General features: G+C 53.5%; 14 protein-coding genes and 1 pseudogene. 5 read left to right on the plus strand and 10 right to left on the minus strand.

Annotation, left to right across the window (positions count from 1 at the left end; genetic code table 11):
* Positions 1 to 272: transposase domain-containing protein (locus tag ACOI1H_RS19370; RefSeq protein ID WP_422439475.1), on the plus strand; the 272-nt coding region annotated here is incomplete at its 5' end.
* A 16-nt stretch (positions 273 to 288) separates the two neighbouring features.
* On the opposite strand, the pseudogene ACOI1H_RS19375 reads toward ACOI1H_RS19370, so the two are convergent.
* The 8 genes and pseudogenes from ACOI1H_RS19375 to ACOI1H_RS19410 form a co-directional block, all read right to left on the minus strand.
* Positions 289 to 415, minus strand: a pseudogene (locus ACOI1H_RS19375) (transposase); the annotation flags it as partial.
* Positions 416 to 612: 197 nt separating this feature from the next.
* Entirely contained in the window at positions 613 to 1,575 is a 963-nt protein-coding gene (locus ACOI1H_RS19380) for an ornithine cyclodeaminase family protein (protein WP_422439476.1), read from the minus strand.
* Between the two features lie 64 nt (positions 1,576 to 1,639).
* Positions 1,640 to 2,968: an ABC transporter substrate-binding protein gene (locus tag ACOI1H_RS19385; protein ID WP_422439477.1), complete on the minus strand. Its 1,329-nt coding sequence runs from the start codon at positions 2,966 to 2,968 to the stop codon at positions 1,640 to 1,642.
* A gap of 6 nt (positions 2,969 to 2,974) precedes the next feature.
* Positions 2,975 to 3,946, minus strand: coding sequence for a branched-chain amino acid ABC transporter permease (locus ACOI1H_RS19390; protein WP_422439478.1), 972 nt, complete (start codon positions 3,944 to 3,946; stop codon positions 2,975 to 2,977).
* Positions 3,946 to 4,851, minus strand: coding sequence for a branched-chain amino acid ABC transporter permease (locus tag ACOI1H_RS19395; RefSeq protein WP_422439479.1), 906 nt, complete (start codon positions 4,849 to 4,851; stop codon positions 3,946 to 3,948). The genes ACOI1H_RS19390 and ACOI1H_RS19395 overlap by 1 nt, the downstream gene beginning before the upstream one ends.
* On the minus strand, positions 4,848 to 5,579 hold the full coding sequence (locus ACOI1H_RS19400; protein ID WP_422439480.1) for an ABC transporter ATP-binding protein: 732 nt from the start codon (positions 5,577 to 5,579) through the stop codon (positions 4,848 to 4,850). Before ACOI1H_RS19400 ends, ACOI1H_RS19395 begins: the two co-directional genes overlap by 4 nt.
* The gene (locus ACOI1H_RS19405; RefSeq protein WP_422439481.1) at positions 5,576 to 6,346 is read right to left on the minus strand and encodes an ABC transporter ATP-binding protein; all 771 of its coding nucleotides are present in this window, start codon (positions 6,344 to 6,346) and stop codon (positions 5,576 to 5,578) included. The genes ACOI1H_RS19400 and ACOI1H_RS19405 overlap by 4 nt, the downstream gene beginning before the upstream one ends.
* The gene (locus ACOI1H_RS19410) at positions 6,346 to 6,759 is read right to left on the minus strand and encodes a RidA family protein (protein WP_422439482.1); all 414 of its coding nucleotides are present in this window, start codon (positions 6,757 to 6,759) and stop codon (positions 6,346 to 6,348) included. The genes ACOI1H_RS19405 and ACOI1H_RS19410 overlap by 1 nt, the downstream gene beginning before the upstream one ends.
* Positions 6,760 to 6,886: 127 nt before the next feature.
* Here ACOI1H_RS19410 and ACOI1H_RS19415 point away from each other — a divergent pair, with 127 nt between their 5' ends.
* The gene (locus tag ACOI1H_RS19415) at positions 6,887 to 8,191 is read left to right on the plus strand and encodes an NAD(P)/FAD-dependent oxidoreductase (RefSeq protein WP_422439483.1); all 1,305 of its coding nucleotides are present in this window, start codon (positions 6,887 to 6,889) and stop codon (positions 8,189 to 8,191) included.
* A gap of 14 nt (positions 8,192 to 8,205) precedes the next feature.
* Here ACOI1H_RS19415 and ACOI1H_RS19420 read toward each other — a convergent pair whose 3' ends face one another.
* Positions 8,206 to 9,111 carry an alpha/beta hydrolase gene (locus tag ACOI1H_RS19420; RefSeq protein WP_422439484.1) on the minus strand — a complete coding sequence of 302 codons (906 nt, stop codon included), beginning with the start codon at positions 9,109 to 9,111 and terminating at the stop codon, positions 8,206 to 8,208.
* On the opposite strand from ACOI1H_RS19420, the gene ACOI1H_RS19425 reads away from it, so the two are divergent.
* Entirely contained in the window at positions 9,083 to 10,249 is a 1,167-nt protein-coding gene (locus ACOI1H_RS19425) for a pyridoxal phosphate-dependent aminotransferase (RefSeq protein ID WP_422439485.1), read from the plus strand. The two genes, ACOI1H_RS19420 and ACOI1H_RS19425, sit on opposite strands and share 29 nt — an antisense overlap.
* 21 nt (positions 10,250 to 10,270) lie before the next feature.
* Positions 10,271 to 10,981: a GntR family transcriptional regulator gene (locus ACOI1H_RS19430; RefSeq protein ID WP_422439486.1), complete on the plus strand. Its 711-nt coding sequence runs from the start codon at positions 10,271 to 10,273 to the stop codon at positions 10,979 to 10,981.
* Between the two features lie 303 nt (positions 10,982 to 11,284).
* Here the strand turns inward: ACOI1H_RS19430 and ACOI1H_RS19435 are convergent, their stop codons facing one another.
* A complete protein-coding gene (locus ACOI1H_RS19435; protein ID WP_422439487.1) occupies positions 11,285 to 12,313 on the minus strand; it encodes an IS110 family transposase in 1,029 nt (342 codons plus the stop codon).
* Positions 12,314 to 12,537: 224 nt separating this feature from the next.
* Between ACOI1H_RS19435 and ACOI1H_RS19440 the strand changes: the two genes are divergently transcribed.
* Positions 12,538 to 13,350, plus strand: a complete 813-nt coding sequence (locus tag ACOI1H_RS19440) for a hypothetical protein (RefSeq protein ID WP_422439488.1) — start codon at positions 12,538 to 12,540, stop codon at positions 13,348 to 13,350.
* The last annotated feature ends 60 nt before the right edge of the window (positions 13,351 to 13,410 follow it).

The raw sequence follows: 13,410 nt of genomic DNA on the forward strand, positions 1-13,410 counted from the left end.
GTTATCTCGACGACGGCCGCCTGGAACTCGACAACAACACCTGCGAGCGGTCAATCCGCCCCATCGCCCTCGGCCGCAAGAATTACCTGTTTATGGGGTCAATCGGCGGCGGAAAAGCGGCCGCCATCGCCTACACGCTCATAGAAACCTGCAAGATGAACGACGTCGACCCCGAAGCGTGGCTCACATGGGTCCTACAGCGCCTGCCTGATCACAAGATCAATCGCATCGACGAACTCATGCCGTGGAACTGGCAGGCCGAAAAGGCCTGAAACCGCGCCGCAACCGGACGGATACTATAGAAAGATGCAGTGCTCATGCCATCCTCACGGCACAACTCAGCCACAGGCACACCGCCTTCAGATTGGCGCAGGATCGCAAGGATCTGGGATTCGCTAAATCTCGTCATCTTCATCAGATTCTCCTCAGGTATCTTGCTGCGAAAATTCTACATCCGCATCCCCTTAGTTTTGGGGAGGATTACCTTGGGGCCAACGCCTCATTGTTTCACCTCCCGGCCTGGAAGCTGAAACGTAAAAGACGGCGTGATGTTAATCGATTAGGCGCTCCTACCATAAATTAGGGTACAGAAACGCGAGTTATAGGGCCATATCAGTCGCCAATCTCAACCTCAACTCCGATACCTCGTGCGCGGGCTCGTTTTATAATTTCTTTGCCCAACGCGAGGTCTTCCGCAGCTATTCCGAGTGACTTGAAAATGGTGATTTCCTCTACGCTCATACGCCCGGGATGGGCTTTAGATAAGATGTCTTGCAGTTCGACGATTGGATAATCAATGGCGATCGACTTCTCCGATCTAGCCAACAATAATTCTCCACACTCATTTTCAGCTTGCGCGCGTGAGTCGACCACAAGCTTAGAAATCGCGACGAGGTCCCCTGCAATTTCCCGAGCTACAGGGCGGCTCGCGCCAACCGCGTTGATATGGGTGCCCGGCGCTACATTCGTAGCATCGAGTATCGGTGTAGTTGCTCCAGTCACTGTGCAAATCACCTGTGCGTTTCTGGCAGCATCTTCAACTGTTGCAGCATAAGTTGCATCTAACTGCTCGGCAATCTCTACGCCGTTCGAGCGGGACCAGACCACTAATTCAGCGGCTGGGTATAGCCTGCGCATTGCATCTGCATGGCTCCTCGCTTGTGTTCCGCCACCAAGTATTGCGATGCGTTCCGGTAGAGGCAACGCCAAGGCTTTTGTTGCTACCGCACTGGCAGCTGCAGTACGCAAGGCCGTAATGCTCGTCGCGTCAATCAGCGCGATTGGTTGGCCAGTCCGCCCATCAGCAAGTAGAAGAAATCCCTGATGACTATCGAGACCCAACGCTCTGTTTTCGCGTCCGACCAGCACAACTTTGAGCGCCCATGGCCCATCCTTCTCGCTGTCAGAAACGGGCATAAGCCCCATCAAAGCGCGCTCGGCTCCAGCGTTGAGCTGGTGTCTTTCGAACGGACGGATATTACCAGCAGAAATATGAAGAAAACCGGCGTGCACTGCGTCAAAAGCCTCGCGCGAACCTATGATGCTCAAAACGTCTTTTGATGTCAAAATGAGCATAATTTAATCCAATGGTATTCAAGGCACCACGCGATGCGTGCTTAACGCGTAGTGCCGTTGTGCTTTATTTATCCGACATCAAAGTGTTGACGCGTTCAACATTCCACGTTTCGATATTGGTTAGTTCGCCGCCATCAGCCACACCCCAAATTAAGTACGGCCCGGAAACATCACCAAATTGGTCGAACTCAATTGGTCCAGTAGCGCCAACATAGGTGATGTTCTTGCCTTGAGCCAAGACTTCTATGGCGCGCGCAAAGCCTTCGGGACCAGGATTAATTACTTCGCCACCTGGACCTGTGATCTTACGGATATTGTCCCGGATGGCAGTACCGTCGTAGGAGCCAGCAGCCTGTGCGGCCAATAAGGCGACTGCTGCCGCATCGTACATGGTATGCAACCCAGGGCCTTCAGGCGCTTCACCATAACGATCTTTCCAGCTTGAGTTGAATGCATCTACCGATGGGCCGTCAAACTGAGCATTGTCGATACCAATCGCCGTAGTTAAATATTGAGCACCAACAGCATCGATAAATTCCTTAGATCTTAGAGCGTTGCTCAGAAGAATGTTCTGAGTACCACCAAACGACAACCATTCGCGCATGGCAGTCGCACCATCCGCTGGGAAGGCGACAAGAAAGAGAGCATCGGGTTCACCGCGAAGCGCTTGCGATACTTCTGCGCGGTAGGAGGCCTGTTCTTGGTTGTAGGCAACCATCTCAACTTCGCCGCCCGCTGCTGTATGCGCTTCTTGAAATGCTTCAGCCATAGCTAGACCGTAGTCGGAGTTAACGTAGATTACGGAAACTTTCTTATAACCCCGGTCTGCAGCCAGATTGGCCATTACGTAGCCCTGAGGCCGAACAGTAGGCAGCGTGCGGAACCAGTAGCCATCAGTACCGCCTTCGCGGGCGAGTTCCGTAAAGCTTGGCGCGCTGGAGCAGCAGCTGATCTGAGTGACTTTCTCGGACACCGAAACGGAGGTCAGGATGGGCATTGTAACGCCGGACTGTATCGCGCCGAGAATGACTTGCGCGCCTTCGACGGCGACAAGGGATTTGGCAGCATCGATTCCGACGTTGGGCAACCCTTGATCGTCTCGAAGTCTATATTGAGCCTTGCATCCTAGCAAACCACCTGCTTCGTTCATGTGGTCCACCGCAAGCTGACCCGCATCTGCAATCGCGCCGCCGATCGCCGCCATGGATCCTGACAGGGATATCACCGCACCGATAGGATAAGAGCAATCACTGGCTTGTGCCTGGGCTTGCACCGGAAGAAGCCCGCATGCAGCGATGAATGCTGCCGAGACGGATAAGTTGATTTTACTCATCATATATTCCCTTTTGTTGGTAAGTTGATGATGGTCATTGCCATCGACGTTGTTTGACATGCAGCCTTACATGTCCTTCTTTTGCGGGGCATCTTCCCCCACGTGCGCTGAAATGACGTCTTCTTCCCCGATTAGTCCTCGCGGTCTGAATAGGAGAGTTAGGACGATCAATATTCCGATAAGCATGGCTTGAACTGACCCTGCCTGTGACTGAAGGCTAGGTGGAACAAGATTGCTGATCAAGTAACCACTTGCGGTCCAAAGGCCCCATACCAACAGGCAGCCAAGCACGGCTCCGCGGTTGTTTCCCGAGCCGCCGACGATGAGCATGGCCCAAATTTGAAATGTCAGGATGGGCATAAAGTCGATCGGGCTGACATAGCCGATAAACCCAACATAAATCCCACCTGCGAGCCCCATAATTGCCGACCCAAGTACAAAGGATTGCAATCGGATCATTGTCGGGTTCTTGCCTAGTGAAAGTGCAGCGATTTCATCTTCCCGGATCGCGCGAAGCACACGACCCCAAGGCGACCGCACGGCGCGTTCAAGCGCGATGTAGACGATCAGCGCAATCGCGAGGACAAAGCATAAAAAGAACACGCTGTACGCGTTGCTGTTCTCAAACATCTCGGAAAACGGGCGGGGCAGCCCGATAATTCCATTCGCCCCGCCGGTGAGGGACGTAAAATTCAAAGCAATCAGCTGGACCGAAATCGCTACGCCAAATGTCGCAATGGCGAGGTATTCCTCTCGGAGGCGAAGCGTTGCCAGCGCCACGATGAGCCCGGCAATTCCAGCAAAGATCATGCCACCCGCTACGCCGACCGCATAGTTCAGTTCAAACCCACCGACGAGAAGGTCTCTGGCGGGCCCACTCAGGATTGCCGTGCCGTAAGCCCCGATTGCGAAAAATGCCACGACACCCGCGTTGAAAAGGCCCGTGTACCCCCATTGCAGATTTAGTCCCATGACAATGATTGCGTAGATACCGACAACAGTCAGAAAGAACACAAGATAAAGTGCGATACCAAACATTAATTTCCTCCTGAAGTGCCGGCGAACAGACCAGTGGGGCGGAAATAGAGCACAAAAAGCAGAACCAGAAATGGGATCGCAACCTTGTAGCCCGCAGGGATCATCAAGACAGAAACAGACTCGATTGTTCCGATCAAAAACCCGCCAATTACCGCGCCGACCACATTGCCAACTCCGCCCAAAATTGCTGCGGCGAAGAGTGGCAAAAGCAATTGAAACCCAAATTCCGGGCGCAGCTGAACGGAAACGCCGTAAAGCACCCCTGCTATCGCCGCGAGTGCAGCACCGATGATCCACGTCCATTGAACCACGCGGGCCAATGAAATACCGTTAATCTCGGACAAAGTTGGGCTTTCGGAAACAGCCCGCATTGCCAACCCAAGCTTAGTTTTCTGCAAAAAGAGGTGTACGATTACGACCAACGCCAACGAGAGGCAGAATATAAAAACTTGATCCGGCATTACCCGCAATCCTGGAGCGAGCTTGATCGCCATTTGTAATTCGTTGGTGTAATAAGTCGCCTCACCGCCAAACATTAAGCTAATGAGATTGCGGATTAGAAGTGCGACCCCAAAAGAGGCGAAGACCAAAGTCAAATGCCCAACGCGGCCGCGCAAACGTGAAAAAACCAATTTATCCACAATTAGAGCAAGCGCAATGGTCAGAAAAATGGCGACAACCGTTGCACCAATGAGGGGCCAACCAAATGTCAAAGGGCCCAAAGGGACGCTTCGTAAATTGAAGACAGTTAGTACGCCCAATGCCATATAGGCGCCCCACGTCATCATTTCGGCGTGCGCAAAGTTCGCAAAACGCAATATTCCCATCGTCAGCGTGAGACCTATTGCGCCAAGGGCATATATTGCCCCAGTCAGTAGACCATCGGCCAAAGCCTGTGCGATCATTGTTTCTTTCCAGCTCTTCCAAGATATATTTGAGATACTTCCGGATCATTTAGCAGTTTGGCTGACGGCCCATCGATCCGGTTGCGGCCTTCCGCGAGCACATAGGTGCGGTCGGAGATGCGCATCGCTGCTTTGGCGTTCTGTTCGACCATTAAGATAGTGACGCCGGAGGCCTTCAGCGCGACCAGTTGTGCGAAAACCTCATCGACCATTTTTGGGGAAAGACCAGCACTTGGTTCATCGAGCATGATAACTTCGGGATGGGTTAACAAGGCCCGCCCAACCGCAAGCATCTGTCTTTGGCCACCGGACAGAACGCCAGCTTTTTGACCGCTAAAGCGGCGTAAATCTGGAAACCGTGCGTAGGCTTCTTTCACCCTTTCACGTCCCGTTCCGTTTGAAAGAGCCTGCGCCCCTACACGCAAGTTCTCATCTACCGTCAGAGTAGCAAATATATTTTCAGTCTGAGGAACATAGGCGATCGATGCATCTGACATTTGGTGGGTCGAGATTCCCGTGATGTCATTACCGTTCAACTCAACACGTCCGGCTTCGATATGTAACAGTCCAGCAACGGCCTTGATCAGCGTGGACTTACCTGCCCCGTTTGGCCCAATGATGGTGACAAGCTCTCCTTGATAAAGGTTTAGCCCAACCTTGCGGATGATGGGCAAACCTAGCTGATAGCCAGCAGTCAGGCCCTCAATTTTCAATACAGCGTCAGTCATGCCACGACCTCGCCCAGATAGGCATCAATGACAGCCGGATCATCAGCCACTTCTTGAGGCGTCCCGGCACATAGGACCTTGCCTTGGGCAAGAACGACAACTGGATCACAGAGCGACATGACCAGATCCATGTTGTGCTCGATAATCAGAAAGGTCTTTCCGCTTTCATTGAGCTCCACGAGCTTTTCAACAAGAAGATCCAAGAGCGCTGGATTGACGCCGGCGGCAGGCTCATCCAGAAGAATTAGTTTGGGGTCTGACATTAGAACTCTCGCCAACTCTAACAGCTTTTTCTGACCGCCAGAAATCGCGCCGGCGACATGACCCTCGAGCGCACCAAGGTTACAAAACTGGATTATTTCTCGCGCCCTATCTCGAATGTTGCGCTCCTGCTGCTTAACCTGTCCCGGCCGAAACCATGTATTCCAGAAACGCTCTCCCAACTGGTCTGTCGCTGCGAGCATCACGTTCTCTAGAATGGTCATCGTTGGAAATGGGCGCGGAATTTGAAAGGTTCTACCAAGCCCGCAGGCATAGACGTCCGACGCGGCAAAATGCGAAATATCAGCGCCATCGAACATAACTTTGCCTGAAGTTAATACTGTCTCACCAGCGATCGCACTGAACAGGGTCGTCTTCCCGGCACCGTTTGGGCCGATCAAGCCCGTGATCGAACCCTCAGCAACACTAAAGGACGCACCATCGACAGCACGCATCATTCCAAACTTTTTCACTGCGTCAGTGACCTGAAGAAGCGGTGGAGCCATCAGGCTGCCCCCTTTCCATCAACACGATCACGCTTAAGTGCTGTCGCTTCGATTTCGACCAGAATTTCAGGTACGGCAAATCCGCATATTATGGTTGTGTTTGTCGGTCGTGGTTCGCTGAAAGCAGCGCCCAAAACCTTAGATGCTGCCACGACATGATCGGCGTGAGATAGATAGACACGAACCCTCACGATATCTGAGAGTGCAGCGCCAGCTTGCTCCAATGCATCAGAAATTTGCGCCAGCGCGCATTGCGCCTGTTCGGACGGGTCAGTCGAGAATTCGCCCGTGGCAGCGTCGAACCCCGCTGTGCCCGACACAAAGACCCACTCACCGTCGACGACAGCACGGGAATACCCTGCCAGTTTTTCGAATTTAGACCCTGTTTCGATCGCCCAGCGCTTAGTTTCCATGATCATGTCCTAGAAATTCCTGTTGACCAGAACATTTGATCATGTGATCACGTCCACGTCAATACTGGAGATTTTCCCGTGCTTAATAAGTACCGTCACCCCGATAATTCGAAGGCTTTGCACTAAAATGAGGCTGTATCCGCGCAAAACGTTGTGGGATGAAACGGCCCCAGCTGGACCAGAGCACATACGGCTGCAGCAGGATTTGCGCACGGAAGTCGCCATAGTTGGCGGAGGGTTTACCGGGTTATCAACGGCGCAACGACTCGCGGAAAGGGGCCAGAGCGTCGTGGTGCTTGAAGCGGGTGAAATTGGCACCGGTGCCAGCGGCAGAAATGCTGGCTTTGTCGTTCCACATTTCTCTCGTGTGGATCCCACCACCATACGAAAAGCTTTGCCCCCACATTATGCAGAGCGCCTACTTTCAATGGTTGAACGTGGTGGTGATCACATATTCGAAAAGGCGAAGCTAATGGGGCTAGGCCGCCAGGCGGAACAATCCGGGTGGTTGCAACCTGCGCACACCGCGCAGATGGCACAGGTTCTAGAGGCTCGGGCTAAGGAGTGGCAGAAGCGTCGACGCCCGGTTCGCTGGCTGTCAGCGCCCGAAGTTGCTGAACAAACTGGCATGGACGTTTATTTCGGTGCCTTATATGACGCGTCGGGCGGGATGATAAATCCTTTAGCTTTGGCGAGAGAGCTTGCAAGGTTGGCGATGAACGCTGGCGCAAATGTATTTACCAGCACAATCATTGATAGCCTTCGTCATGACGGCAAAGAAAATATCCTAAGGACTTCGAACGGTGTCGAAATCCGCGCCGACAAGGTGATCATTGCGACTAATTCTGGTACCCATGGTGCTGCCGCTGGCCTTGGGCGGACAGTGATGCCTTTGCAAGTTTATCAGATTGCCACCGAGCCTTTAGACCCGAGAACAGTATCGCGGATTGCTCCAAACCGGACCCCTGTTTCTGACACGCGCACCAATATCTTTACTTACCGCCTAGACGCGGAAAACAGATTGATCTCCGGCGGAATGGCGTTGATACCGCTTGCTGCCGAAAGACGTATGGGGCGGCGGATCGCGAAACGTCTGGCATTCGAACTCGGCCTTTCTCAAATACCATCTGTTGAATACGTCTGGCGCGGCACCGCAGCAGTCACACGCGATGGGCTGCCATCTCTGGTCGATTTGGGCACGAATGTTTGGGGGGCAACCGGTTGCAACGGTCGCGGCGTCGCGTTCACCAATGTGCTTGGTGTAAGTCTGGCAGACTGGCTTATCTCCGGTTCAGATCCAGATAAAGCTCCCCTGCCTGTCATGAAAGCGATTCCGTTGCCACTTCGTGGTCCGGGGCAGCTCGCACCATCGGCCGTATTGGCCCGAGGCATGCTAAGAGACTGGTTCGACGCTCGGAAAAGCACGCGATGACAGGTGCCCCGCCCTCAGACTTGAAGGCCCATCTGACTTCTAACCGCTCGATTGAGCTTGGACGTCGGCTTCGCCAAACCATCAAGCACCACGGTGATGTGATTGCAATCTTTGACCAGCATAGCCTGCGTACCTATCTGTTCGGCATATACGATAGATTGGCGCAGAAACTCATCGGTCTCATCAGCCCCGACCGCGACGATCATGGGGGCGGTAACGCCGACCGGGCGGCTAAGGGGCGAGAAGTTTCGCACTTCCTCCAGCGTCAGGTACAAATCTTCATTCTGGAAAGATTGCGTTACTGGTATCAGATCAAAAAGGCCACTGATAGCTGTCCCTCCAAGGATGATGTCACCTTCCGGGCGGCTCATCACCTCTGCAACAAGATGACCACCAGCAGAGTTTCCGGACAGGAATATCCGGTTTGCATCACCGCCAAACCGCGCAGCATTCTTCTGCACCCAAGACACCGCTCGTTGGCAAGAAGCGACGATGTCTGCCATCCGCGAGGATGGCATCAACGGATAGTCGATAACCACCAGAGCCGCACCAAACGGTACAAAACCGGGTGCCAAAAAACTGAAGAGGTCCGCATCGAGAGATTTCCAAAAGCCGCCGTGGAAAAAGATCATGACCGGCGCATTACGTGTCGAAGGAAAAATGTTAAGTTTTTCGGCTGGCGCTGCACCGTAGGAGACACCGCGCTGCACCTCGAAGTCGCACAAGGCCAACTCTGCCTCACGTGCGCGTCGGGCAAACAATTCATCCAGCCCCTCGACATCATCAAGCGACATCTGACGGTCCATGCCGGTTCGAGCTTCAGTCATCACCACCCCATTCAATCGCAGAATATCTTCGCTTAAAGCGTCGAAAAACAGGAGATCCAAATAAATGTCAACGACCAGATTTGCCCGGCGCATCACCGACACATCGGAAAAAAGCTATGGAATGGTCGGGCTTGCCATGGCCGAAAAAGGCCCGCTGATCCACCTCGAACTTGGCCGTCCGATGTATGACACACCACAACATATCAAACAGGCCACGATAGATGCGCTGTTGGCGGGTGATGTCCATTACAGCGACCTTCAGGGCATGCCCGAGCTCCGCGAAGCGCTAGCCTCTAAACTTGCTCGGCAAAACGGGATCAATGTTGGTCCATCCCAGATCATTGTGACGAACGGTTTAACACAAGCTTCTTTCGCGGCATTCATGGCGTTGTTAGACGATGGGGACGAGGCTATATTACTTGATCCATTCTATCCGCAACACATTGGGAAGATTGAGTTTGCGGGGGCTACTCCGGTCATCGCAGCGCTGGATCCAACCGATAATTTCAGCATCAAGCGAGAACTCATCGAGCCTTATATCACTGCGCAGACAAAAGTTATTGTGCTTGTGAACCCCTGCAATCCGACAGGGCGAATCTACACCCGAGCAGAGTTGCAAGTAGTTGCTGATCTGGCGGTAGAAAATGATTTGGTTGTTTTGACCGACGAAGTATATGAACAAATAACATTTGACGGTGCACAGCACATCTCGATTGCATCGCTTCCCGGAATGGAGTGCCGCACGGTCACGATGCAGGCATTTACAAAAGCCTACGCGATGGATGGATGGCGAATTGGCTACATCGTTGCACCAAAAGATTTTATTGAACCATTGATGAAAGTCACAACTACGGAAGTAACCCATGTCAACACCTTCATACAGCACGGTGCTCTCGCGGCGGTTAACGGACCTGTTGAAGCACTCTCTGACATGGTAGATGGTGATCGGCAAAGTCGTGACTTCGTGGTTCAACGTTTGAACCAGATGCCCGGGGTGACCTGCAAGGCTCCACAAGGTACGATTTACGCTTTCCCAGATATTTCGGCCACAGGTCTGAAATCCAATGTTATTGCGATGCGTTTAATGCACGAAGTTGGGGTGGTCGTTGAATCTGGTAGTTTTTATGGGGAGGCAGGCGAAGGGCACCTGCGGATCTGTTTTGGCGCACAACCAAAGCGAGTTCTTTCCGAAGCTATGGACAAGCTCCAGGACTTCTTCAACAAACTATAAGCTATAAGAGCGAGGCGCACTATGAACAATAAATCGATTGGTTCTGACCCCACTGACCCGAGCTTGGAGCCGGTCCGTACCCGTATGACCGTCGCAGACAATGTTCACGCCTCGCTTCGCCAAGCTTTGATCCTAGGGCGGTTTAATCCAGGGCAACTTCTTACAATATCGTCTCTGGCTGAGAGTTTTCAGACGAGTCAAATGCCAGTACGCGAGACGTTGCGCCGTTTGGCTGCGGAAGGTGCCCTAGAAATGCGATCTAATGGGTCGGCCTATGTCCCCCAAGTCACGCGTGACGCGCTCGACGATATCTGCCGTGCGCGGGTCTCAGTGGAACGGCTCGCCACTGAACTTGCGGTCGAACGCTCGACAACAGCAGAAATAGAAGCCTTAACACGATTAGAGGAAGATCATGCCACAACCTCTGGCACGAAAGATATCTATGAGATGCTAGAAAAAAACCATAACTTTCACTTTGCTATTTATCATGCAGCGCGGTCTCCCGTGCTTTTGCATCTCATTTCAGCACTTTGGCTACGTTATGGACCCTTTATGCGAATGTTATCTCTGCACTTAGCTCCAAAGCTGGAAGAGGGCCTTCATGAACCGTTCCTAGATGGCCATCGTGCAATCGTAGAAGCTATAAGAGCTAAAAATGCGAAGAAAGCCGCGGATTTGATGCAGGGCGATATTGAGCGAACGCAGTCTCTTCTGCAGCAACTTTGCGGCTAAAGAAATTCCTTGGTGCCCGCGCCGCGTTTACTTTTGTGGTTGCCGCCCGTTATGCAAGAAGTTTTTGACCCTGTTGGCGTGTGATCGAGTGCGAACTTTTGTCAGGCCTCAAGATGCGGCATTTCCAAAAGCCACGGGCCGGGATGGTGATCAGCGGATTAAGTCCAAATCTGATTTCCGAGCTTGATGCTCAGTGAGCTTACCTGGTTTTCCCAATCCGGATCTGTTCGATCGTTTTGCCCATTCAGGTCTTCGTCTTCTCACACTCCCCTTGGCACCGTCGCTAGCAGCTTGACATGAACATCATGCCACGACTGCCATCGCCGGATCTCTGTAATCTTCGTTCTTTGTCAGCATCGCCCAGATCTGGCGGGCCATCTTATTAGCCAGCGCGATCGCGACTAGCATCTTGGGCTTGCGCGTCAGCATGCGTGAAAGCCAGCTGCCCTCTACAATGGTGCGCTGTCCACGCCAGTTCAGTCGCGACATTGCACCAATGATTAGGAGACGTCGGATATCGGCCTGACCAGCCTTGGTCATGCGACCAAGCCGCTCTTTGCCTCCAGAAGAATGTTGCTTGGGCACAAGGCCCAGCCAAGCCGCAAAGTCACGCCCCGCTTTGAATTGAGCCATGTCAGGCCCAAACGCCTCCACCGCGATGGCTGTAAGCGGCCCAACGCCCGGCATCGTCTGGAGCCGGCGTGCTCTGTCTGACTGGGCGGCCAGCGTCTTGAGCTTTGTGGTGCGCTCGATGATGCGCCCGGTTTTCTCTGCAATCTGCACGAGCAGGTCCAGGCACTCCGCCCGGATCAGCGCGTGCAAGTTGACGGTCTTATCCTCCACAAGCGCCCTCATGCGATTGAGGTGGGACATACCGACGGGAAACACATAGCCGTGCTGATAAAGCAGCGCCCGCAACGCATTCACATCCGCGGTCCGCTGATGCACCAGGCGTTCCCGGCCGCGGAAGACTGCTGCGCATGACTGCTGCTCGACTGTCTTGGGATCCACGAAACGCATCTCCGGCTGGCGCGCTGCGATGACGATCGCCTCAGCATCGGCTGCATCATTTTTCTGCCGCTTCACAAACGGTTGCACGTATTGCGGTGCGATCAGCTTCACCTCGTGCCCAAGCACTTCCATCTCACGGGCCCAAAAATGTGCACTACCGCATGCTTCGAAAATTACCATGGCGGGCTTCTGCTGCGCCATGAACGCTGGGAATTGCTTCCGCGTCAGCTTCTTGCGGAACTGGACTTCCCCCGTTTGAAGGTCACCGTGGACTTGGAAAACAGTTTTTGCCAGATCGACCCCGATCATCATATTCTTCATCTCGCCGTCCTCCTCTGCGCGTGGCGTTGAACACCACGACCTTGGCACATTGCGATGCCGTCTGGGGAGGGCGGCAACCACTCCATCTGATTTGCTGTCTGATGATCTTCACCATGAAGGAGATCGAAGATGTCGAAACCAAAGCAACATGTCCCTAAATTCAAGGCGAAGGTGGCCTCGCTACGGGCGGCCTAGAAGGGGCAGAGCGACACTTCCGCGACTGCATGACCGCCTTCGGCATTCCCTATGTTGAAACACAGCTACGGGTAGCGCGGGCAGACTTCGCTGTCAATTTCCGCGCACCTTGGTTTGAGCCTGACCGCGAGGCGTTAATCGTACCGCCCGGAACGAAAGCCACGGAATATACCGGCGTCGATGAAACAGCGACGGTATCCAGCGGCGGGCGCGTCAGGGGTCTGCGGGCCGGGGCCATCGCAAACCGTCAAATCGCAATCTACGACAAGCGCGCTGAAGTCATCCAAAGCAACAAACTCGGATGGCTGACGATCTGGAACGCCGCCCGCATGTCCAGCGGCCATCCAGCAATCGACCTCAGTGACCGCAACACCAGTCAGGTCTGGCGGTTCGAAATGCGCCTTGGGTCAAAGCAACTGCGGAACAAGTTTGAGTTGCGGAACTGGGATGATATCCGAAACAGCATCGGAGACGCGTTCACAAATGCCACCAGACGCATACGCTACTGCGAACCGACACTTGACAGCAATCGCGCACGATGGCCCCCACACAGCCTCTGGCGGCTATTTAAGGCGATTATAGCCAATGACCTCATGGTCAACTGTTGCGGCGTACTGCCGAGCGATGTGATTCAAGCCAACCGCGCCGCCAAGATGCGCGAGCTTGATGCACAACTATGCGGGCTGTTCGTCACTCGCGCCGCGATCTCAGATGTTCAGGCTGACGACTTCGAGGAATTCATGGACCAGCATGTCGCAGCGTTGATGCGGCTCAGCGATGAGCATGCAACGGATCTCAACGAGCGGCTCACGAAGGCAAAGGCGCGATACCACTTAAAATGAAACGGCATTCACTACGCTCCACGCAAATAAGCCAATCAAAACCCTTCATACCTCACCCCA

Origin of the sequence: Loktanella sp. DJP18, from assembly GCF_049310965.1 — a bacterium.
In the GTDB taxonomy this organism is placed as follows: Bacteria; Pseudomonadota; Alphaproteobacteria; order Rhodobacterales; family Rhodobacteraceae; genus Loktanella.